The 20249-nt window shown below is 68.2% G+C and carries 22 protein-coding genes; 13 read left to right on the top strand and 9 right to left on the bottom strand.

Annotated elements, in window-relative coordinates; genetic code table 11:
• Nucleotides 1–8 precede the first annotated feature (8 nt).
• Genes KKR91_RS16535 through KKR91_RS16515 form a run of 5 tightly spaced genes read left to right on the top strand, consistent with a single transcriptional unit; the run spans nucleotide 9 to nucleotide 3387 of the window.
• Nucleotides 9–590 carry a methylated-DNA--[protein]-cysteine S-methyltransferase gene (locus tag KKR91_RS16535; RefSeq protein WP_210227225.1) on the top strand — a complete coding sequence of 194 codons (582 nt, stop codon included), beginning with the start codon at nucleotides 9–11 and terminating at the stop codon, nucleotides 588–590.
• Nucleotides 591–597: 7 nt separating this feature from the next.
• Nucleotides 598–1170 carry an RNA polymerase sigma factor gene (locus KKR91_RS16530; protein ID WP_210227227.1) on the top strand — a complete coding sequence of 191 codons (573 nt, stop codon included), beginning with the start codon at nucleotides 598–600 and terminating at the stop codon, nucleotides 1168–1170.
• Nucleotides 1167–1796, top strand: coding sequence for a methylated-DNA--[protein]-cysteine S-methyltransferase (locus tag KKR91_RS16525; protein WP_210227229.1), 630 nt, complete (start codon nucleotides 1167–1169; stop codon nucleotides 1794–1796). Before KKR91_RS16530 ends, KKR91_RS16525 begins: the two co-directional genes overlap by 4 nt.
• Nucleotides 1793–2479, top strand: coding sequence for an alpha-ketoglutarate-dependent dioxygenase AlkB family protein (locus tag KKR91_RS16520; RefSeq protein ID WP_210227231.1), 687 nt, complete (start codon nucleotides 1793–1795; stop codon nucleotides 2477–2479). The genes KKR91_RS16525 and KKR91_RS16520 overlap by 4 nt, the downstream gene beginning before the upstream one ends.
• Nucleotides 2479–3387 carry a DNA-3-methyladenine glycosylase family protein gene (locus tag KKR91_RS16515; protein ID WP_210227233.1) on the top strand — a complete coding sequence of 303 codons (909 nt, stop codon included), beginning with the start codon at nucleotides 2479–2481 and terminating at the stop codon, nucleotides 3385–3387. The genes KKR91_RS16520 and KKR91_RS16515 overlap by 1 nt, the downstream gene beginning before the upstream one ends.
• A gap of 19 nt (nucleotides 3388–3406) precedes the next feature.
• On the opposite strand, the gene KKR91_RS16510 is transcribed toward KKR91_RS16515, so the two are convergent.
• On the bottom strand, nucleotides 3407–3790 hold the full coding sequence (locus KKR91_RS16510; protein ID WP_337924984.1) for a DUF1304 domain-containing protein: 384 nt from the start codon (nucleotides 3788–3790) through the stop codon (nucleotides 3407–3409).
• A gap of 253 nt (nucleotides 3791–4043) precedes the next feature.
• On the opposite strand from KKR91_RS16510, the gene pstS reads away from it, so the two are divergent.
• The 3 genes from pstS to KKR91_RS16495 all read left to right on the top strand — a co-directional run bounded on the left by pstS (nucleotide 4044) and on the right by KKR91_RS16495 (nucleotide 6709).
• Complete coding sequence (gene pstS / locus KKR91_RS16505) at nucleotides 4044–5159, top strand: phosphate ABC transporter substrate-binding protein PstS (RefSeq protein ID WP_237687424.1); 1116 nt, start codon at nucleotides 4044–4046, stop codon at nucleotides 5157–5159.
• A 109-nt stretch (nucleotides 5160–5268) separates the two neighbouring features.
• Nucleotides 5269–5469: a hypothetical protein gene (locus KKR91_RS16500; RefSeq protein ID WP_237686118.1), complete on the top strand. Its 201-nt coding sequence runs from the start codon at nucleotides 5269–5271 to the stop codon at nucleotides 5467–5469.
• Between the two features lie 31 nt (nucleotides 5470–5500).
• Entirely contained in the window at nucleotides 5501–6709 is a 1209-nt protein-coding gene (locus KKR91_RS16495) for an AI-2E family transporter (protein WP_210227236.1), read from the top strand.
• On the opposite strand, the gene KKR91_RS16490 is transcribed toward KKR91_RS16495, so the two are convergent.
• Together KKR91_RS16490 and KKR91_RS16485 are read right to left on the bottom strand one after the other, a co-directional pair.
• A complete protein-coding gene (locus tag KKR91_RS16490; RefSeq protein WP_210227237.1) occupies nucleotides 6706–7653 on the bottom strand; it encodes a lantibiotic dehydratase C-terminal domain-containing protein in 948 nt (315 codons plus the stop codon). The genes KKR91_RS16495 and KKR91_RS16490 overlap by 4 nt on opposite strands.
• 540 nt (nucleotides 7654–8193) lie before the next feature.
• Nucleotides 8194–9462 carry a multidrug effflux MFS transporter gene (locus KKR91_RS16485; RefSeq protein ID WP_210227238.1) on the bottom strand — a complete coding sequence of 423 codons (1269 nt, stop codon included), beginning with the start codon at nucleotides 9460–9462 and terminating at the stop codon, nucleotides 8194–8196.
• Between the two features lie 82 nt (nucleotides 9463–9544).
• On the opposite strand from KKR91_RS16485, the gene KKR91_RS16480 reads away from it, so the two are divergent.
• Nucleotides 9545–10009, top strand: coding sequence for a MarR family winged helix-turn-helix transcriptional regulator (locus KKR91_RS16480; RefSeq protein WP_210227239.1), 465 nt, complete (start codon nucleotides 9545–9547; stop codon nucleotides 10007–10009).
• A gap of 13 nt (nucleotides 10010–10022) precedes the next feature.
• On the opposite strand, the gene KKR91_RS16475 is transcribed toward KKR91_RS16480, so the two are convergent.
• From KKR91_RS16475 to KKR91_RS16465, 3 genes are all read right to left on the bottom strand, one after another.
• On the bottom strand, nucleotides 10023–10532 hold the full coding sequence (locus KKR91_RS16475; protein WP_210227240.1) for a PGPGW domain-containing protein: 510 nt from the start codon (nucleotides 10530–10532) through the stop codon (nucleotides 10023–10025).
• Nucleotides 10522–11178 (bottom strand): hypothetical protein, encoded by a 657-nt coding sequence (locus KKR91_RS16470; RefSeq protein WP_210227241.1) that lies wholly within the window; start codon nucleotides 11176–11178, stop codon nucleotides 10522–10524. Before KKR91_RS16470 ends, KKR91_RS16475 begins: the two co-directional genes overlap by 11 nt.
• 84 nt (nucleotides 11179–11262) lie before the next feature.
• Nucleotides 11263–11478: a hypothetical protein gene (locus tag KKR91_RS16465; protein ID WP_210227243.1), complete on the bottom strand. Its 216-nt coding sequence runs from the start codon at nucleotides 11476–11478 to the stop codon at nucleotides 11263–11265.
• 258 nt (nucleotides 11479–11736) lie between these two features.
• Here KKR91_RS16465 and KKR91_RS16460 point away from each other — a divergent pair, with 258 nt between their 5' ends.
• Entirely contained in the window at nucleotides 11737–12609 is an 873-nt protein-coding gene (locus tag KKR91_RS16460) for an alpha/beta fold hydrolase (protein ID WP_210227244.1), read from the top strand.
• Nucleotides 12599–14260: an ATP-binding protein gene (locus tag KKR91_RS16455; RefSeq protein ID WP_210227245.1), complete on the top strand. Its 1662-nt coding sequence runs from the start codon at nucleotides 12599–12601 to the stop codon at nucleotides 14258–14260. The genes KKR91_RS16460 and KKR91_RS16455 overlap by 11 nt, the downstream gene beginning before the upstream one ends.
• On the opposite strand, the gene KKR91_RS16450 is transcribed toward KKR91_RS16455, so the two are convergent.
• Complete coding sequence (locus KKR91_RS16450) at nucleotides 14257–14967, bottom strand: IclR family transcriptional regulator (protein WP_210227246.1); 711 nt, start codon at nucleotides 14965–14967, stop codon at nucleotides 14257–14259. The two genes, KKR91_RS16455 and KKR91_RS16450, sit on opposite strands and share 4 nt — an antisense overlap.
• Nucleotides 14968–14973: 6 nt before the next feature.
• On the bottom strand, nucleotides 14974–16875 hold the full coding sequence (locus tag KKR91_RS16445; RefSeq protein WP_210227247.1) for an FAD-binding monooxygenase: 1902 nt from the start codon (nucleotides 16873–16875) through the stop codon (nucleotides 14974–14976).
• Nucleotides 16876–17187: 312 nt separating this feature from the next.
• On the opposite strand from KKR91_RS16445, the gene KKR91_RS16440 reads away from it, so the two are divergent.
• Entirely contained in the window at nucleotides 17188–18591 is a 1404-nt protein-coding gene (locus tag KKR91_RS16440; protein WP_210227248.1) for an FAD-binding oxidoreductase, read from the top strand.
• Here KKR91_RS16440 and KKR91_RS16435 read toward each other — a convergent pair.
• Nucleotides 18588–19502, bottom strand: coding sequence for an alpha/beta hydrolase family protein (locus KKR91_RS16435; protein WP_210227249.1), 915 nt, complete (start codon nucleotides 19500–19502; stop codon nucleotides 18588–18590). The two genes, KKR91_RS16440 and KKR91_RS16435, sit on opposite strands and share 4 nt — an antisense overlap.
• Before the next feature lie 73 nt (nucleotides 19503–19575).
• Between KKR91_RS16435 and KKR91_RS16430 the strand changes: the two genes are divergently transcribed.
• The gene (locus KKR91_RS16430) at nucleotides 19576–20229 is read left to right on the top strand and encodes a TetR/AcrR family transcriptional regulator (protein ID WP_237687422.1); all 654 of its coding nucleotides are present in this window, start codon (nucleotides 19576–19578) and stop codon (nucleotides 20227–20229) included.
• Nucleotides 20230–20249: the final 20 nt, after the last annotated feature.

Genomic DNA, 20249 nt, shown 5'->3' with positions numbered 1-20249 from the left:
CTCGGCTCATGACTGCCCTGCATGCCGTGATGGCCTCGCCCATCGGGGAGCTGACGCTGCTGGCCGACGGCGGCGCCCTCGCGGCCGTGTACATGGAGAACCACAAGCGCGGGCCCGCGCGTGAGCTGCTGGGCACGCGGGTGGAGTTGGACGACGACGCCGTGTGTGGCGCGGGCGACGCCGCTGCGGCCGGGCGGGAAGTGGTGGCGGGGCGGGAAGCACCTGCCGCCGCGGTCCTGGCTCGGACCCGGGACCAACTGGCCGAGTACTTTGCCGGGGAACGCCGGGAGTTCGACCTGCCGCTGGCACCGGCAGGCAACCCGTTCCGGCAGCAGGTTTGGGCGCTGCTGCAGGAAATCCCGTACGGCGAGACCCGGTCCTACGGCGACCTGGCCCGGCAGCTGGGGGACAGGAACCTGGCCCAGGCCGTCGGGTCGGCCAATGCCCGCAACCCGGTCTCCATCATCATTCCCTGCCATCGGGTGGTGGGAGCGGCGGGTGCCCTGACCGGATACGCCGGTGGACTGGCCCGCAAGCATTTCCTGCTGGGGCTGGAGGATCCGCGCCGCATCCAGGACGCGCTGTTTTGAGAAGAGCATGGGAGCCACACAGGAAAGCTCACAAATCCGCGTCCGGAAACGTCTACCGGGTGTGGAAGTGAAACCGTTCGAAGCCATAGTCAGGGAACACGGCGCCGCCGTGCTGCGGGTCTGCCGCGCCGTCCTGGGACCACTGGACGCCGATGACGCCTGGTCGGAGACCTTCCTGGCCGCCCTGCGTGCCTATCCGGATCTGGCTCCGGGCGCCAATATCCAGGCCTGGCTGGTGACCATTGCCAAGCACAAGGCCATCGATTTCCACCGCGCCGCAGCACGGCGGCCGGTGCCCGTCGAAGACCTGCCGGAGCCGCCGGATCGTTCCGGCACTGCCAGCGCCGGCTCAGCAGCTCCCGGCGGCCCGGACAGCGGACCCGAGGACTACGATCCGCTGTGGGCCGCCCTGAAAACCCTGCCGCAGCGCCAGCGCGAGGCCCTGGCCTACCACCACCTCGCCGGGCTGTCCTACGCCGAAGTGGCTGTCCTGCTGGGCGGCACCGAGGCAGCCTGCCGCCGGTCGGCGGCGGACGGCATGAAAAAACTACGCGCCCTGAACCTGGAGGACTCCCGATGAGCCTGCCGCTGGAAGAACTACTGCCACCGGGACGGCAGCCGGCGTGCGGCCCGGACGCTGCCGAGGCCGCAGCCCTGTCCCGGCTGCACCGCCGACTTACCGCCTCCGCAGCGGAGACCGGCCTGCTCGACGTCGCCTACACCGTGATCGATACGCCGGTGGGTGAACTGCTCCTTGCCGCCACCCCCGCCGGGCTGGTCCGGGTCTCGTTTGCCTGCGAGGACCACGACGCCGTGCTGGCAATCCTGGCGCAGCGGATCAGCCCCCGGATCCTGAAGGCGCCCGAGCGGCTGCAGGACGCAGCGCGCCAGGTCGCCGAGTACTTTGACGGCGCCCGCCAGTCCTTCGACCTGCCGCTGGATCTTCGGCTGACCGCGGGCTTCCGCCGCTCCGTGGTGGAGCACCTGCCGGACATCGGTTACGGGTCCACGGCCACCTATGCCGCGGTGGCAGCCCTGGCCGGCAGTCCGGGGGCGGTCCGCGCCGTCGGCACCGCCTGCGCGCTGAACCCGCTGCCCGTCGTCGTGCCCTGCCACCGGGTGGTGCGCTCCGACGGAACCCCCGGAGGCTACCGCGGCGGTCCCGCCGCCAAGAGACTGCTGCTGAACCTGGAGGCCGCCGCATGACCGGCACGCTCTTTCCCCGCGACCGCTCCGAACCGGCGCCGGGCGCAGTGCACGTTCCCGGCTGGCTGGACCATTCCACCCAGCGCGGGATCGTCGACGCCTGCCGGCAGTGGGCCATCGGCCCGGTGCCCATGCGCGCGGCAGTGCTGCCCGGCGGGCATCCGATGTCGGTGCAGACCGTCTGCCTGGGCTGGCACTGGCAGCCCTACAAATACACCCGCACCGCCGACGACGCCGGCGGCGGCCGGGTGGCCGACGTCCCCGACTGGCTGGTGCAGCTGGGCCGGCGGGCGCTGGCCGAGGCCTACGCCGCTCCCGGGCAGGCGGGCTACGCCCCGGAAATCTGGAAACCGGAGGACTACACGCCCGACACCGCGCTGATCAACTACTACGCCCACGGCGCGCACATGGGCATGCACCAGGACAAGGACGAGAAGTCCGCTGCCCCGGTGGTGTCCCTCAGCATCGGGGATACGTGCATATTCCGCTTCGGGAATACATCGACGCGGACCAAGCCCTACACCGATATTGAGCTCGGCTCGGGTGACCTGTTCGTCTTCGGCGGCCCGTCCAGGTTCGCCTATCACGGCGTGCCCAAAACGCTGCCCGGAACCGCGGACCCCGACACCGGGCTGAGCTCCGGACGGATCAATATCACCCTGCGCATGACCGGACTGCAGTGATGCTCTCCGCCGGCCTGCAGCCCCCGGCCGTCCGGCACCTGCTGCCCTGCGCCGAGCCGTTTGCCTGGCAGCCGCTGTTCCGGGCGCTGGCCGCGCACGCCGTCCCCGGGCTGGAGGGGACAGGGCACGACGACGGCGGCGCCTGGGTGCGCCGCCTGGTGTCCGGGCCGGCGGGGCCGGCGCTGGTCCGGGTCCGGTTCGGGCGCCCGGGCATAGTGGAGGCCGAGCTCACCCTGGCTCCCGGAACCCCCGAGGATGCCGTGCCTGGGCAGGAGGCCGCAGTGCTGGCTGCCGTGCGGCGCTGGCTGGACCTGGACGCCGACCCGGCGCAAATCGATCCGTTCCTGGCCGGCTTTGACCTGCTGGCTCCGCTGGTGGCGGCCAATCCCGGGCTGCGGGTGCCTGGTTCGGTGGACGGCTTCGAAACCGCCGTGCAGACCATCCTGGGCCAGCAGGTCTCCCTGGCGGCCGCCCGTACCTTCGGTTCCCGGCTGGTGGCGTCCTTCGGCGGGGCCGAGCTGCACGGGTTCCGCGCATTCCCCTCTGCCGGGCAGCTGGCCGCCGTCGGGCCGACGGCGCTGCAGGCCCAGGTGCGGATCACCCACTCCCGGGCCCGGACCATTATCAGCCTGGCCGAGGCAGTGGCGGGCGGACTGGCCCTGGATGCCGCAACGGAACCCCTGGCCACCCGGGCCGCGCTGCTGGCGCTGCCGGGGATCGGCCCCTGGACGGCCGACTATCTGGCGGTACGGGTCTTTGGCGACCGGGATGCCTATCCGGCGGATGACCTGGTGCTCAAGCGGGCGCTGGGTGTGACGACGGCCCGGGCTGCCCGGGACCTCTCCGAACCCTGGCGGCCGTGGCGGGCCTACGCCCTGTTCCATCTGTGGACCGGTGCTGCGTACTGATGCTTCCCGCGCCGGCGGCTCAGGCCCCCAGCACCGTGAACACCAGGCAGATGAGCGCCGGCCCGCCCTGGATCAGCGCGGGCCTGATCATCGCCCGGTTGCTGATCACCAGCACCAGGGCGGCCAGGACCATTGACGCCGAGGCGAAGCTGATCAGCGTCAGCCCGGCTACCCGGCTGCCCGCGGTGAGCAGCACTACCCCGAGCAGTGCACCCACCCCCAGGAACAGATTGTAGAAGCCCTGGTTGTAGGCCAGCGCCTGCGTGGCGGCGGCCTCTTGCGGGGTGGCCACCCGGAAAACGGCCATGGTGGTCGGAGCCGTCCAGCGCAGGGATTCCAGGACAAAGATGTAGAGGTGGATGGCCGCGGCAATCACGGCAAAAACGGCTGCGGTAATGAGCACAATGACTCCTCGTGGCCGAAGACAGCTGCCCGCGTCCGGTGGCCGCCGCTTCAGCGGCCGCGGTGGAAGGGGCGCTGCCGTGGTGCTCCCATGCTTCCACCTGCGCAGGACCGGGCCAAGGGGAGGGCCGTCTTTTCGGTTGGCGGAGGACCGGGAAGGGCCGCTAGCCTTGAAGGGGTGCCCGGCCTTCCCGCCGCGCCCCGGCGGGCCACCAACCAGACCCGCACCTCCAGTTCCCGGAAGGACACTCCCAGTGCCCAAGCCCCGTTCCGTCCGCACCTTCGCCTGGGCTGCCGCCGCCGTGCTGGCGCTTTCTGCCTGCGGCTCCGACTACCCGTTGGGTGACGAGCAGCGCGAGGCCGCGGAGAACAGCACCTCCACGCTGTCCGGCATCCTCTCCGGTTCCGGTTCCAGCGCGCAGGGCCCGGCCATGGACGCCTGGATCGCCGGCTTCGGCGTGATGCACCCGGACGTGCAGCTGCAGTATTCCCCGGACGGCTCCGGTGCCGGCCGCAACGCCCTGCTGGCCGGCGCCGTCGACTTCGCCGGTTCGGACGCCTACCTGCAGGACGAGGAGATCGCCGAAGCCAGGGAGGTCTGCGGTCCCGGCGGGGCACTGGACATTCCTGCCTACATCTCACCGATCGCCGTGGCTTTCAACCTGCCCGGCATCGAGTCCCTGAACCTGGACGCTGCAACCATTGCCGCCATTTTCCGGGGCGACATCGAGAAGTGGAACGATCCGGCCATTGCCGGGCAGAATCCCGGAACCGCCCTTCCGGACCTGCCCGTGACCCCGGTGAGCCGGGCCGATGACTCCGGCACCACCGAGAACTTCACCGAGTACCTGCATGAGGCAGCACCCCAGGCCTGGCCGGAGCGCCCGTCGGGCACCTGGCCCGCCGGGCTCGGCGGCGAAAACGCGCAGGGCAACTCCGGGGTGGTCAGCACCGTGACGCGGACCGAAGGGGCAATCACCTACGCCGATGATTCGGTCATCGACGATTCCATGGGCACCGCCAACCTGCTGGTCGGGGAGCAGTACGTGCCGATCAGCGCCGACGGTGCCTCGATCGCCGTCGCGCAGGCCACCCGCGTGCCGGACCGCGCGCCCCACGACATCGCCCTGCAGCTGGACCGCACCACCACTGCCGCCGGTGCCTATCCGCTGGTGCTGGTGTCCTACCAGATCTTCTGCAGCGGCTACGAGAATCCCGAGACGGTCGAACTGGTTAAGACGTTCGGACTCTACGTGGTGGGCGGCGAAGGGCAGGCCGCGTCGCAGGACGCCGCGAAGAGCGCACCCATTCCGGGACCCCTGGCCGAACAGGCCCAGGCCGCCATCGAGAGCATCACGGTAACCCCCTAGCGGTCCGGGCCACCGGCCGCCCGGCCTAAACCAGGCACTTGCGCAGGCCCCCTTGCGTGTGCCGGGGTGCGGTGGCACCGTTGATCTACCGCACGTTAAGGGGGCTCGAATGCAACCGATTCAGATTGAGCGCTGGTGGCCGTATCTCGATGGCTCAGCCAAGGCATGGCTCCGGGAGAACCTCCGCGACGAAGGCATCCCGGGGAAGATCCAGGACCGCATCGCAGAGGCAGGCGGGCCCGTGATGGAACCCCTCCTGGAGGAACGCGACTGGGTGTTCATCGAAACGCAGCAGCAGTTCGCGGAGTAGCCCGGCCCCCGGGGTGGGGCAAGATGGAACGGTGACTACGAACGACACCGCCGCCCTGCTGCCGGACACTCCGCCAACTGCCGCGCCCAAGCCGCGCGGCTCCTTCGCCCGCGGACTGGCCGCGTCTTCGGTCTGGGTGGGGCGGAGCCTGATCGTGCTCGCCGGCCTGGTGGTGCTCTGGTTCGGCATCCGCTCGCTCTGGTCCATCGCGCTGCCGGCCCTGTTGGCCCTGCTGCTTTCCTCCATCCTGTGGCCGTTGAACCGGGGCCTGCGCAGGGTCCTGCCGAAGGCGCTCGCTGCCCTGCTCTCCCTGGCCAGCCTGCTGGCGGCCGTCGCGGCAGCGGCATTGCTGGTGCTTCCGTCCATTTCCGCCGGATCCCGGCAGCTGGTCGGCATGGCGGGCCGAAACCTGCGGGAACTCAGCGACTTCGTGGCCGGGCTGCCGTTCGCCGTCCAGGAAATCGACTTTTACGGGCTGCTCAACGCGGGAGTGGACCAGCTGCGGGAACACAGCTCCGACATCGTCTCCGGCATCACAGCCGGACTGGGCACGGTGACGTCCCTGACCCTGGTATTCCTGCTGACCCTGGTGTTCACCTTCTTCTGCCTCAAGGACGGGGACAGGTTCCTGCCCTGGGCCAGCCGGTGGACCAACAACCGGGCCTTCGTCCACGCCGTGCGGGTCTCCGAGGAGGCATGGCAGACCCTGTCCGCCTACATCCTGGCCCAGGCCACGGTGGCACTGGCTGACGCCGTCTTCATCGGGCTGGCCCTGTGGCTGCTGGACGTTCCACTGGCGCTGGCGCTGACGGTGATGATTTTCTTCGCCGGGTTCATTCCGGTGGTCGGAGCAGTGACAACCGGCGTCCTGGCCACGATGGTGACACTGGTGGCCCACGGCTGGGTTACCGCGTTGGTGGTGCTGGGCATCGTACTGGTGGTCCAGCAGCTCGAGTCCAACATCCTGCAGCCGTTCCTGGTGGGCAAGACGCTGAAGCTGCATCCCGCCGTCGTACTCGGATCCGTCACGGTGGGCGGCACCCTGTTTGGCATCGTGGGTGCCTTCCTGGCCGTTCCCACCACCGCCGTCGCCATTGTGGTGCTGCGCTACCTGCGTGACCAGTCGCTGCTGGGGTCGGCTACCGCTGCTGCTGCGGTGCCCGACGACGACGGCGTGCCGGATGGCGGGATGGCGCCGGCGACGGCCGGGGCCGCCGGCGCGGGCGGCCCCACACCCTAGGAGTGGCTCAGGAAGTCCGCTTCCCGCTCCTTGCTCCAGGACCGCGCGTACAGTCCCAACCCCGCCTCGTCGCGTACCGATATTCCCAGCCGGTTGAGCATGAGTCGGCTCTGATACATGGTCAGATGCTGGGCGCTGCGGCTGGCCCGGGCCTTGTCGGCCCGGTAAAGGTAGGTGTCGATGGCCCGGGACCAGCGCTTGCGCCAGTTGTCCACGGCGGGTTCGGACGCCGTCGCCGCCATCAGCCGGTGTGCCGGGACAATCCGCGGCGCCAGCTGCGAGGTGAGGGCATTTCGCACCTGGGCCGACTGCGGTCCGGAGGCGGCAGTGCAGCTGTGCAGGTGGCTGTCCCAGTAGTAATCCCAGGAAATGCTCCGGCGGTCTGCCCAGACGGGGGACCGGGGGCCACGCATCATGGCGTGCCCGGCGTCAAAGAGCAGCAGGGCTGCCAGCGAGGAGCGGGTATTGGCCTTGGGGAACCGGGACGTTGCCCAGGAGGCCAGGTCGGACGAGAGTTCGAAGACTTCCTCCGCCAGCGCCAGGCCCTCGGCCCCGCCGTACTTGGCCACCTCGGATTCTGCCCGCTGGGACAGCGGACCCGACTCCCACCGCGGCGGGATCGCGTCTTCCCGGTGGTCGGCGGTCTGCAGTTCCCCCAGATGCGGAATCGACTGGTCGACCAATGCGCGCATCAGGGAGTGCAGGCGCTCCAGTACCCGGGGCGAGGCCAGGATGCGTACTTGGATAAAGGGATGAGCCGGATCGGCCGAACGGGTGTGGAACCACCGTTGGGCACCCCAGGACCTTGCCTGGGCGGCCAGGGGCGTCACGATCTCTCCGAGGATTGAATCACAGCAGTCCCCGCTTACGGGGACGATGGTCAGCGACCACCATTCGGCTCCGGCGGACATCGGCTTGGATGCCTGTGTGGCTAGTTGGCTCATGGGGTCCCTCTCGTTGTTTTCCTGCGGATATGAGAAGACGTGGAGCAGTGGCGCAAGCCTGGTGGCGGCATGCCAAAGGCGGGGCGCGGGGTTCCAAGCGGGCCGCTGGGGCGGCGGGGAAACGGAGCGTCATCGGCTGGTTGCGCGGCGGTCCTGCGGCAGGTAGGGGGCGTGCTCACCCCTCCTGCGGTCCTGCTGCCCGGGCCCGGGCTGAAGGAGGAAAAGCGGGGTTCTGTAACTTCCTTCCGGCTGTGTGAGTGACGTGTGCTGGAGTGTTGCCGTCAGGCTCATATCCTTCCAGCAGCCGCGCATCTCTGCCAGTACTAGCCGGAAATCACCGGGAAAAATGGGCAGGCTGTTGCGCTTGGCGAAAAGCCGGGGGGAGAAAAAAAGACGCCCCCGGGAGCCTTGACGGCACACGGAGGCGTATGCCGAATCACTGCCGACGCGGAGGCGTGGCAGAGGTTCGGGTGGGTGTGCTGCCCGGTCGGGCAGGACCTGGGGAAACCGGCTGTGCCCCTGGGGAAACCGGCTGTGCCCCTAGGAAACCGGCTGTGCAGGCGCTTGGGCCGGCAGGTCTGCTTCGGTCCCGGCGGGTGCCGCGGTCTTGCGGGTCAGGGTCAGGTAGGAAACACCGGACAGGACCGCAAATGCGACCATGGCGATACCCATCGGCACGGCGGTGTCTTCTCCGCCAAGACCCACGATGGGAGCCACTGCGGCCGCGAGGACGTACTGCAGGCAGCCGAGGAAGGCTGAGCCGGTGCCGGCGTGGTGGCCGGCTTCCTCGAGGGCCAGGGCGGTGGCGTTGCCGAAGATGAAGCCCAGCGAGCCCTGGAAGGCCGCGAACAGGACCAGCATGGGAACCATCGGCGTGCCGTTCAGCGCGAAGGTCAGCAGCCCTGCGGCGGCCAGGATGGCAACCACGAGGCCGATGGCGATCATCCGGCGGTAGGACACCTTGCCGGCCAGCGCTGCAGCGATGACGCTGACGATGGTGATGCACAGGGCGTTCATGGCGAAGATCAGCGAGAAGCGGGTCTCGGAGAGTCCCATGATGTTCTGGATGACGAACGGGGACGCGGAGATGTAGGCAAACAGTCCGGCGAATGCGAAGCAGAAGGTCAGCAGGTAGCCCGTGTAATTGCGGTTGCCGAGGACCACTCCGGCCACGTGCAGCGTGGTCTTGATGCCGCCGTGGTTGCGCTCTTCCATCGGAAGGGTTTCCTGGGCGCCAAACACGGCCCACACGAAGAGGGCCAGGACCAGTACGGCAAGGACCCAGAACACGGCCCGCCATCCCGCTGCGGCAATGATGGCGCCGCCGGCCAGCGGGGCGATGACGGGAGCAACAACGCAGATGATGGTCAGGATGCCCAGGAGCTTGGCTGCTGCGGCACCGCGGGCGGTATCGGAGACGATGGCGCGGGCAAGGACGACGCCGGCGGCGCCTCCGAGGCCCTGCAGGAAGCGGGCCGAAGCAAGCACTTCAACGTTGGGGGCGACGGCGCAGATCACGCTGGCTGCGGCACAGACGAACGTGCCGGCGAGCATCGGCTTGCGCCGGCCGATTCCGTCGGAGAGCGGGCCGATGAACAGCTGGCCGAGTCCCAGGCCTACCAGGAAGGTGGTCATGGTCAGCTGGATGCCGGCGGCAGTGGTGTCAAGATCGCCTGCCATGCCGGGGAAGGCCGGCAGATACAGGTCAATCGACAGTGGTCCCACGGCTGTCAGGAGAGCGAGCAGGAGAATGAGCTGGCCGCTGGTGCGGCGCCCCGTGGAAGGGGGAATAAGGCTGGAGTCGGGCATGGTGGCTTTCGTAGGTGAATCGGGGAAAGCCACTATATATATGCAAACATATGTATGTCAAAATATGGGTTAAGATGGGCGCATGACCGAAGAGCGCGAGACAGCGGCCCGGCGGCGGGAAGTGGCCATACTGCTCCGCGACCTCGCCTGGACCATTCACCGGCGGATTCCCGATGTCAGCGGCATCGATCCGCTTGCCTCCACCGAACTGGCAGTGCTCAAGCATGTGCTGGAAACCCCCGGCCTGACCGTCACGGAACTCGCGCGGCGGATGGCCCTCAAGCAAAGCAATACCAGTGCCGCTGTCCGCGTCCTGACCGAACGCGGGCTGGTGACGCGGGAGGGCAGCCCCACGGACCGGAGGATCAGCCGGCTGGTGCCGACTGAAGTGGCGCTGGCGCAGGACGAGGCCATCGAGGATGCCTGGGCCGGCCCGATCCGGAGCGCGCTCGCCGGACTGACCGGCGAGGAAGTTGAAGCCCTGAACGCCGCGGTGGCCCCGCTGCAGCGGTTGAACTCCCTGCTGCGGGCCGACCAGGGGGCCTGAAAGCCTGTCTTGGTTATGCCGCTTCGGCGGCATCGGCCACGGGTGGCTCAGCCGCCGGTTCTGCCGGCTGCCGTCCGCGGAACCGGTAGCAGCTGTAGAAGATCAGGGTGAGGGCGATCAGCCCCGACAGCATCAGTCCTGCTCCGGTTCCCCAGCCGCCGGGCAGCCAGTAGGTATCGGCGAGGGGCCACCAGGGCGGAATTTCGGTCCAGGTTCCCCAGATAATGCCCGCCGCAATGACGGCCAGGGCGCCACTGACGCTGGCGCTGATGCGGGGCCAGGTACACACTCCCTGTTCGGCCGCATGTAAGGCCTTGGCCTTGAGCGGCCGCAGGTATCTGCCGGCCCAGTGGTACTGGAGTGAAAGTACGGCCAGTCCGGCCGCGAGGGCCAGCAGCCCCGGTCCGGGCAGGACCAGGGCTGCCAGGCCAAGGAGGACCAGAGTCCATCCGGCCACTTCGATGCCGGTGCGTCTGACCCATCCAGGCAGTATCCGTGAGTGTTTTTCGCCGTCAGTTGCCAAGTCCGGCCTTGTCGACGCGGCGGTGGAACCGCATTCCGGTCAGTCCGCCGACGATGGCTCCGGCGAGGGCAACAAGGGCGGCGATAATGGCCGAAACGACGGCTGCTGCCGTGTTGTCCCCGGAGAGCTGCGGGTAGGTGTTCAGCTGGGCATTGATATCCAGCTGGCTGCCGGCAATGGCGCCAATGAGGGCGAGGACCACCGCAATGACGATGCCCCAGACCCAAACGGCCACTCCCTGCTTGATGCCGCTGAACCGCGCCATCCGGCCCGCAACATAGCCGCCGCAGAAGTAGGCGATAAAAAGGATCACCATCAGGATGATGACGCCCGTGATGCCTGCTCCCTGCGGATTTGCCACTGCTTCGCCGGCCACATCCACATTGTTGGCAACCAGGGCGGCGCCGAATGCGGTGGCAATGGCGCTCAGGACCACGGTGGTTCCGGCGGCAGCGAGCCATCCGAAGAACGCCGATCCGATCTTGACGCCGCCGAACTGCTCCTTTTCCCGCCCGACGATCTGATCGCGGCTTTCCGTGCCGCCGCTGCGTGCGGAATCACCGGAGGCCGAGGTGCCAGGCGAGGCGGGCCGGGCCCGGTTGGGCTTGCGCGCCGGCTGGCCGGCGGCTCCTGCGCTGGTGCTCATGGGAAGACTCCTTTCGTCGCGTTTCCATCAGAATACGGAGACCTTCCCATGAAAGACAGCCTGCTTACTAAATTTTTGCGGGGCCTAGGAAGAGGGCTTGGCTTCGGATGCGGGGCTGTCCTTATCCGTCTCCAGCGCGGGCTGCTCCTCGCGCTCCTGGCGCTCGTCGTCATGCTGTTTCGAGGTCGCTTCCTCGACGAGCTGCTTAGTCACCTCATCGTTGAACTCCTCCCGGGTGCCGGCCAGGTTGTTTTCCATAGCGTCGGCGCCGGGATTGATGTTCGGGTCCTTGGTGGCCATGATGTGCTCCTGCCAGAGTGGAAACGGATGGACATGTTGAGACCTTCCTTACACTCCTACCTTTGCACACCCTGTGCACAGCAGGCGGTGGCGGGGCAGCTGCCCCGCCCGGCGCTGGCCGGCAGGGAAAGCGGTCCGGGCTCCTTATGCTTTTCTGTTAGCGTTCGTTTGGGCCGGGGCAGCACGGGGTGATTCTCCGCCTGGCCCTGCCTCGTCAACGTGCCGGCTGCCAGTCCGCTCCATAGTGAAGGTCACCCGATGTCCGCTCCGTCCCCGCGTCTATTCGGCGCCGGCATTCAGGCTCCGAGGTCCTCGAGCCCGATCCTGGCCCGCAACAATGTCCGGGTAATTGGTCCGGCCGACGGGCCCGTGCTGCTGCTGGCGCAGGGGTTTGGTTGTGACCAGGTGATTTGGGACCGGTTGCTGCCCTATCTGGAAAACACGCACAGGATCGTGCTGTTTGACCACGTCGGAACCGGCGGCGCAGACCTTCCCGATTTTCAGGACGGTAAATACTCCTCCCTCGCCGGCCACACCGGAGATCTCCTGGACATTCTGGACGCCCTTGAGCTTGAGGATGTCACCGTTGTAGGCCATACCGTGGCGGGCATGATGGCTCTCACCGCCGCTGCCGGCAGTCCGAGAATCGGGCGGCTCGTTCTGCTCAATACGTCCGCCTGCTACGGGCAGGTGCCGGCCGAGGGGTACGACGGTGGCTTAACTCCAGCTGACATGGACCAGATCCTGGCTGCCGTCGATGGCAATCACCCGCTCTGGGCGGACTCCGTTGCACCGTCGCTGCTGGGGCAATCCGCCCCATCCGCCCTCAGCGGCCAGGTGGCGGAGCGCCTCTGCCTGCTGGATCCGGACTTTGTCCTGGGTTTCCTTCGGATGACCCTGCACGCCGACGTCCGGCACCTGCTGGGACAGGTTTCGGTCCCGGCCCTGATCCTCCAATCCGCCGGAGATCCGCTGACCCCCGCCTCCTCCTGCCAGTACCTCTCCGAGCAACTGTCCTGCAGCGCGCTTGTCCACCTCAATGCCAAAGGCAACATGCCCCACGTCAATGCCCCCGCGGAAATCGCCCAGGCCATTCTCGGTTTCCTCCCCGGGTCCACCCATGCCTCCTGAGCCGCCTGCCGAAGAACCCGGCAACAGCGGGACCGGCGTGACCAGCACGCCGGCGCTGCAGGGCTATGAGGCCCATTTCCATGCGGCCCCCTCCGGCTTCCTGGTTCTCCGGCCGGACGGCACCATCCTGGACGTCAATCTCACGCTGTCACGCTGGGTCGGGCGGTCCCGTCAGGGCCTGATCGGAACCAGTGTGCTGGAGCTGATGCCGGTGGGTGACCGGGTGGTCTATGCCTCCTTTGCCGAGCCGCGGCTGGCGGTGTCCGGCTGGTTCGAGGAGATGGCTGTGACCTTCCTGAACGCCGTCGGTGAGCGGCTGCCGGCCCTGGTGTCCGGCGTCCGCTCCTGCCCAGCCGAGAGTGGGGCCGGCGACTCTGCCGTGGACCGCCTGACCGTGTTCAGCGTGCCCAAGCGCACGCTCCGGGAGCGTGAGCTGGCCGCGGCCCTGCGTGCTGCCGAAGCAGCCGAGGCGGCCCGGGCTGAGGCGGAGCAGTTGTTGCTCGAAAAGCAGCGCGCCCTCGAGGAGAAAGACCGGATCCTGCAGGAAAACCTGTTGGAGAGCAGGCAGCGGGAGGCGCTGCTGGAAACCGTGCTCAACACCGCCCAGGTGGGCCTGCTGGTGGTGGACGGAGAGGGGAGCCCCATGCTCGCGAATGCACACTTCACCACGCACTCGATGCGGATCGCCGGCACGGAGTCCACGGATCCCACCCAGCCCGCGGCGCTCACCGACCTTTTTACATACTCCGCCTTCGGCGCCGACCGGGTCACGCCCCTGGCGCCGGAGCAGTGGCCGATCCGGCGTGCCGCCGCCGGGGAGACGTTCTCGGACGAAGTCATGTGGCTGGGTACCGGCGAGCAGCAGGCCGCAGTGAGCGTTTCCGCCCGCCCGGTCCATGGTGGCGAGATCAGCGGATCGGTGCTCTCCTACAGCGACGTCACCCGCCTCGTGCATGCCGTGGCAGCGCAGGAGGACTTCGTGGCCAACGTTTCGCACGAGCTGCGGACTCCGCTGACCTCCATCCTGGGATATCTGGATCTGGCCCTGGACGAGGAGGGCCTGTCGGAGCAGGTGAGCGGTTCACTGACGGTGGCGCAGCGCAATGCCGAGCGCTTGCTCGACCTGGTTTCGGATCTGTTGTCGGTAGCGTCGGGCAACACCAAAATGGAACGCAGGACCGTGGATCTGGCCGCCCTGGTGCGTTCCGGTGCCGTTTCGGCGGCACCGCGGGCCGTGGCTGCCGGCGTCGACCTGGTGGTGGAGGTTCCCGCCACCATGCCTGCCTGCGTCGACCCGCAGCGGATGGAGCAGGTCCTGGACAACCTGCTGTCCAACGCGGTGAAATACTCGCCCGACGGCGGCACCGTCACCATCCGCCTGCGGCGGGAGGCCGGCGCCCTCACGCTTGAGGTGGCTGATACCGGAATCGGCATGTCACCGGCCGAGCAGGAGAAGGTGTTCACCAAGTTCTTCCGCTCCCGCCGCGCGCTCTCCTCGGCCATTCCCGGCGCTGGACTGGGCCTGGTCATCGCACGGAACATCATGGAATCCCACGGCGGCACCCTGGGCTTCAGCAGCATCCCCGGAGAAGGATCCGTATTTACGGCAGTTCTTCCGGAGGAAGGCCAGCGTCGCGGGGAGGGTGCCTAGCCGAGCCGGGCGGCAATGGCGGCTGCCGCCTGCCGGAGCCGGGCACCAATGGTTTCGTTGTCAAAGGGCGTAGCGATATAGACAACCGACACCGCGGCCGGTGGCCGGCCGGGCGCGATGAGGGGCACGGAAACGCCCGTCAGGCCCTCAATCACCTCGTTGCGGCTGACCGTGTATCCGCGGGACCGCGCCAGTCCCACCTCCGGCCGGATCCCGCGGCCCTCGAACAGGGCGGTCAGCTCCGCGTCGGACATGGCCGACTGGATCGCGACGCCGGAGGCTCCCTTTTCCAGCGGATGCCGGGCCCCGGGCCGGCGCGACACCGTACCTGGTCCTTCCCGGGGCTCGGCGCTCAGCAGCGTGATGCACGTGGTGTTCTCCAGTACCACCAGGAACGCAGTCATGCCCAGGTCATCCGCCACGGCACCCAGTTCCGGGCGCGCGGCGGCCTGCAGGTCCTTCGCGACATGCTGCGCCAGGGCCGCCAGTCCCGCTGCCAGATGCAGGTTCCCGGCGTCGTCGCGTTCCACCAGGCTGTGGTCCTCGAGCGTGCGGACAATCCGGTAGGCGATGGAACGGTGGACTCCCAGCTGGGCGGCCGCCGTGGCGATGCTCATCGGCTCGGTCTGCCCAGCCAGGATCTCCAGGAGCCGGATCCCCCGCGAGAGGGTCTGCGACGCCGGACCGTTCACCGGCCGGTCAGCCATGCCGGTCTAGCCGGCAGCCGGTGAGTTGCGGGCCAGCTGCGGCGCGAAGAACGCGGCCAGTTCCGCCGTCGCGGCCAGGGGCAGTACATTGGCCACGTACTGGTCCGGCCGGACCACGACGACGGCGCCGGCCCGGTCCACTCCCCGCACCTCGAAGATGTCCTCGCGTGATTCAGTGCCGAAGACCTTGGCCAGGTCGCTGAGCCGGAACGGTCCGACCTGCGGCTTGAACAGTGCGGGAACGGCACCCAGATCGATGTTCCGGTGATCCTGCTGGTAAATGACCTTGATATCGAACCAGGCATCGAGGTCCGCACCCTCGGGCATTGCGGCAAGCGGCGAGTCCGGTGCCGTGGTGAGCCACTGCGCTAGGTCGGCCACCGGGGAGGCGGCACCGGCGGGCGCGGCATCGGCGAAGACGTAGATCCGCCAGCGGCCGTCGGCCTGCGCCAGGTGGCCGAGCTGGACCGGATTGGCGTCGCTGACCCGCCGCACCGGAGCCGATTTGAAGCGCTTGCCGATAGGGAAGCCCGTGGCCAGGGCCTGGTGGGTGGATTCGGCAATCAGCATGGAGGGCGTGTACTGCGTCATGAATCCGGCCGGGAATTCAGCCGTGCTCACGTAGAAGTCCTCGAGGTCGGAGGGATTCTCGAACTCCTCCGGCCGCTTGGCCATGAGCGTGGACCACTCCTTGTCGAAGTCGATGAGGTTCTGCGCGACGACCTGGCGTTCGGCGGAATAGGTGGAGAGCAGGGCCTCGGGGGCACGGCCCTCCAATACGTGGCCCAGTTTCCAGGCCAGGTTGAAACCGTCCTGCATGGACACGTTCATGCCCTGGCCGGCCTTGGCGCTGTGGGTGTGGCAGGCGTCGCCGGTGATGAAGACGCGCGGGGTGCGGGTGCCCAGGTCCGCGGGCAGGACGTCGTCGAACCGGTCCGTGAGCCGGTGGCCCACTTCGTAGACGCTGTGCCAGGCCACGTTGCGGACGTCCAGGGTATAGGGGGCCATGATGTCATTGGCCCGCGAGATGATGTCCTCGATCGGGGTGGTGCGGACGGCGCCGTTGTCATCCTCGGGCACCACGCCCAGGTCCACATACATGCGGAAGAGGTGGCCGCCCTCGCGCGGGATCAGCAGGATGCTGCCGCCGTTCGAGGACTGGATGGCGCACTTGGTGCGGATATCGGGGAAGTCTGTCTCGGCGAGCACGTCCATGACGCCCCAGGCGTGGTTGGCCTTGTCGCCGGCGAGGGTGCAGCCAATGGCCGCCCGGACCTTGCTCCGCGCGCCGTCGGCGCCAACCACGTACTTGGCCCGGACGGTCCGCTCGGACCCTTCGTCGGGTCCGGCGGTGGCGGCCAGGGTGACGGTGACGGGGTACTCGGCGTCGTCATCGACCTCCAGGCCGCGGAATTCGAAGCCGAAGTCGGGGGACATCCGGGAGGGCGAGTTGGCCATGAAGCGGGCGAAGTAGTCCAGCACGCGGGCCTGGTTGACGATCAGGTGCGGGAATTCGCTGATGCCGGTTTCATCGTCGACGGCGCGGCCGGTGCGGATGATGCGCGAGGGATCCTCCGGGTCAGGCCGCCAGAAGGCCATCTCGACGATCCGGTAGGCCTCGGCGGTGATCTCCTCGGCAAAGCCGAACGCCTGGAAGGTTTCCACGCTGCGGGCCTGGATGCCGTCAGCCTGGCCGATGGCCAGCCGGCCGGGCCGGCGCTCGACAATGCGGGTGGTGATGCCGGGGAACTGGGAGAGCTGGGCAGCTGCCAACATGCCGGCCGGTCCGGAACCCACGATGAGAACGTCCACCTCGTCCGGGAGCTCCTCTGGCCGGTTGATGCCGACGCCCGCGGCGGGCTGGATGCGCGGGTCACCGGAGACATATCCGTGGTGGTGGAATTGCACGGGACTTTCCTCACTTCTTTGTGTCAGAGGCCGCCGGATCTTTGTGTCAGAGGCCGCCGGAAAACGTGTTCTATATTCGAACGGCGAGTTCTCATATCGTTCAGCCGATGTTAGCTGCATTACATTCGGGCTTCAAGCTTCGATGTGATTTACGACGCACTGTGGCAGTCCACCGGCGGGCAGCCGCTCGTAGCTGCTGTCTCTTGACTGCCCCGGGGCGGCGGCGAACAATTTGGAGCAACAGCGGCACGAAAGCCGTCAGAGCGGACACCACCACGGGTCCCGCGGTTGCCGCCAAAGGCGGTGCCTCCCATGCAGTCCGAGCTGAATCCCCATGCCCTTGCCGACCTCCGCGCTGCGCTGGCCGGACCGGTGATCCTGCCCGACGATGAGGGCTTCGACGATGCCCGCGCCGTCTGGAACGGCATGATCGACGTGCGGCCGGCGCTGATTGTCCGGCCAGCAACCTCCACGGACATCGCTCCGGTGCTGGACTTCGCCTCGCGCTGGGGGCTGCCGCTGGCCGTGCGCGGCGGGGGTCACAATGTGGCCGGCAACGGCACCGTAGCCGACGGCGTGGTCCTGGATATGGGTGGGCTGCGCGAGGTCTCGGTGGACCCCGGGACCGGCACCGTCACGGTGCAGGCCGGGGCAACCATGGGCGACGTCGATGCCGCGACGGCGCCCTACAACCTGGCCGTTCCGATGGGGGTGGTCTCCGGAACAGGCGTGGCCGGCCTGACCCTGGGGGGAGGCGTCGGCTGGCTGACGCGCGCGCACGGACTGAGCGTTGACAACCTGCTGGCGGCTGACGTCGTCACCTCCGACGGCGAGGAGGTGCGCGCCGACCCGGATCAGCACCCCGAGCTGTTCTGGGGGCTGCGCGGCGGCGGCGGGAACTTCGGCGTCGTGTCCTCTTTCACCTTCCAGGCTCACCCGCTGCCGGAGCAGGTCCTCACCGGGACCCTGGCCTACGGCAACATGCACTGGCACGCCGCGCTGCGCGCCTACGACGCGTGGGCCGCCGGTCTGCCCGACGAAATGACCACGATCGTTTCCTGCCTGATACCGATCGAGGAATGGGAGATGGGGGACCAGCCGCTGCTGTTGATCGGGCTCGCCTGGGCGGACCCGGACCAGGAGGCGGGGGCCGAACTGATCCGGCAGCTTACGTCGGCGGCTCCACCTGACATGGAGGCAGTGGAAGCGGTGCCCTGGGCCACCTGGCAGACGGCAATGGATTCAACCTTTCCGCGCGGCTCCCGCGCCTACTGGAAAAACTCTTCCATCGACCGGCTGGATGACGCCGTCATCGACGCCCTGGTGCGTGCCGGATGCGAGCAGACCCGGCGGGGGACCGGCTTCGACATCCACCACATGGGCGGCGCCTATGGCCGGGTGGCCGAAGAAGCCACCGCGTTTCCCACCCGGGACGCCCCGTACTGGCTGAACATTTACGGCTACTGGCAGGACCCGGCGGATGACGCCGCCCACACGGCCTTTATCCGTGGGCTGGCGGCGGCCATGGAACCGTTTTCCTCCGGCGCCCAGTACGTGAATTTCATGGGTGCCGAGGATCCGGTGGCCCAGGGTACGGCCCCGTCGGTCTACGGCCCGGACAAGCTCGCCCGGCTGACCGCCCTGAAGAGCGCCTACGATCCGCAGAACCTCTTCCGCCGCAACCACAACATCGTTCCGGCAGCGCCGGCGGGCTAGCTTTCAGCGCGGGGTTGGCGGGCAGCCCCGGACTTCTCCGTCAGCCAGGCGAGCAGTTCAGGCCAGAGGGCAGCGGAAACACCGCTGCGGAAAAAGCCCATGTGCCCGATGGCCGGGACGCCGCCGTCGGCCGGGCTGTAGGTGCGCCGCTCCACCCGGGCATTCACCAGGTGGGCATAGAACCCGTCGATCTGCCGGGGCGTGGCCCACAGATCATCGGTGAGGCCGACGGCGAGCACCTCCGTGGACACGGTTGCCGCACGTTCCGCCGCCCGCATGCCGGGGTCATCAAAAAAGTAGCCCGGCCGGCGCGACCATCTGCTCCATTCCAGCATCGCCGCTGCCGGCATGTCCTCACCCAGGCCCATGCCCCGCCCGGGCACAAAACCCAGCAACAGGGCCGTCAACGGACCAAGGACGTGCAGCACCAGTGACGCCCGCAGGCGTTCGGGCCGGTCCTCGATGGCGGCGACCACGCCGGCATGCGAGGCGACGGCGACGAAACCGGCCAAATGCGACGTCGCGTTGCCCAGTACCAGGGCCTGCCCGCCAAGGCTGTGGCCCACCGCGAGGTGCGGCAGTTCGGGGAACCGGGCGGCCATCCAGTCCGCTGCGGCTGGAACGTCCTGGCTCATCCAGTCCCGCATGCGCAGCGTCCGGTTCTCCCGTGGTGCACCCGAGACGCCGGTTCCGCGGTAGTCGTAAGTGAAGACGGCAAAACCGTGATCCGCGAGGTAGCGGGCAAAACCGTTGTAGAGCCGCTCGGCCACGGCGGTCGCCGGATGAATGGTTACGGTTGCAACCGGCGGGGTCCCCGCCGGCTGCCGCAAGGTGCCGGTGAGGGCTCCGCCTGCCGGCACCGGAACGGTAACACGTTCGGAAGTACTGTCCGTTCCGCTGTTGTTCTGCATGCGGTCCAACCTACGGCCCCGGTTACTCTGCGCCGAATTGCACGAAGTGCATCGGTGCACTTAGTGTAAAGGCGTGCTGAGTAACCTTCCCGCTGACCGCCGCGTGGCGCTGAAGACCCGTCACCGGCAGGCCATCGTTGATGCCGCGGCGGAGCTGATGAATGAACGGTCCGGCACCGATTTCACCGTCGAGCAGCTGGCCGAGCGCGCGGATGTTTCCCGCCGCACGGTGTTCAACCACTTTTCCTCGGTGGACGACGTCGTCACGGAAGCGTGCGGCAATGTCCTCAGCTCCGTCATCGAAAGCCTTGCCGCCGTGCCGGCAGGCGACTGCGGCGAGGCCACCATGATGGAGGAAATGGCCGCCGCGTTCCGATCTGCCGATCTGGTTGCCCCCATGGCCTACCTGACGCGGGTCTTGGGTTGCCCCGAGCAGGACCCGTCTCCGCGGCAGGCCCTGATGACGCTGCGTGTTTTCACCGAGGCAAGCGACCGGCTCCTGGCTGAGATGCTGGCCCGGCGGCCGGAAGCCGACAAGCTGGCCGTGCACCTGCTGGTCGGCTCACTCGCCGGCGGCGTGGGCGTCCTCTATCACCACTGGGCCGCAGAAACCGGCGCAGTGGACACCCCCGAATCCCGTCGTGTCTGGTCCCTGCTCCTGGAACGCCTGATAGCGGCAGTCCGGGACGGGCACGGCAACGAATCCCCACCGCAGCCTCTGCACTGATACCTGCCCTTCCACTTACC

Origin of the sequence: Arthrobacter jiangjiafuii (genome assembly GCF_018622995.1) — a bacterium.
Taxonomy (GTDB): Bacteria; Actinomycetota; Actinomycetes; order Actinomycetales; family Micrococcaceae; genus Arthrobacter_B; species Arthrobacter_B jiangjiafuii.
Note: the sequence above shows the minus strand (reverse complement) of the source record. Positions and strands in the feature narration are given on the sequence as shown.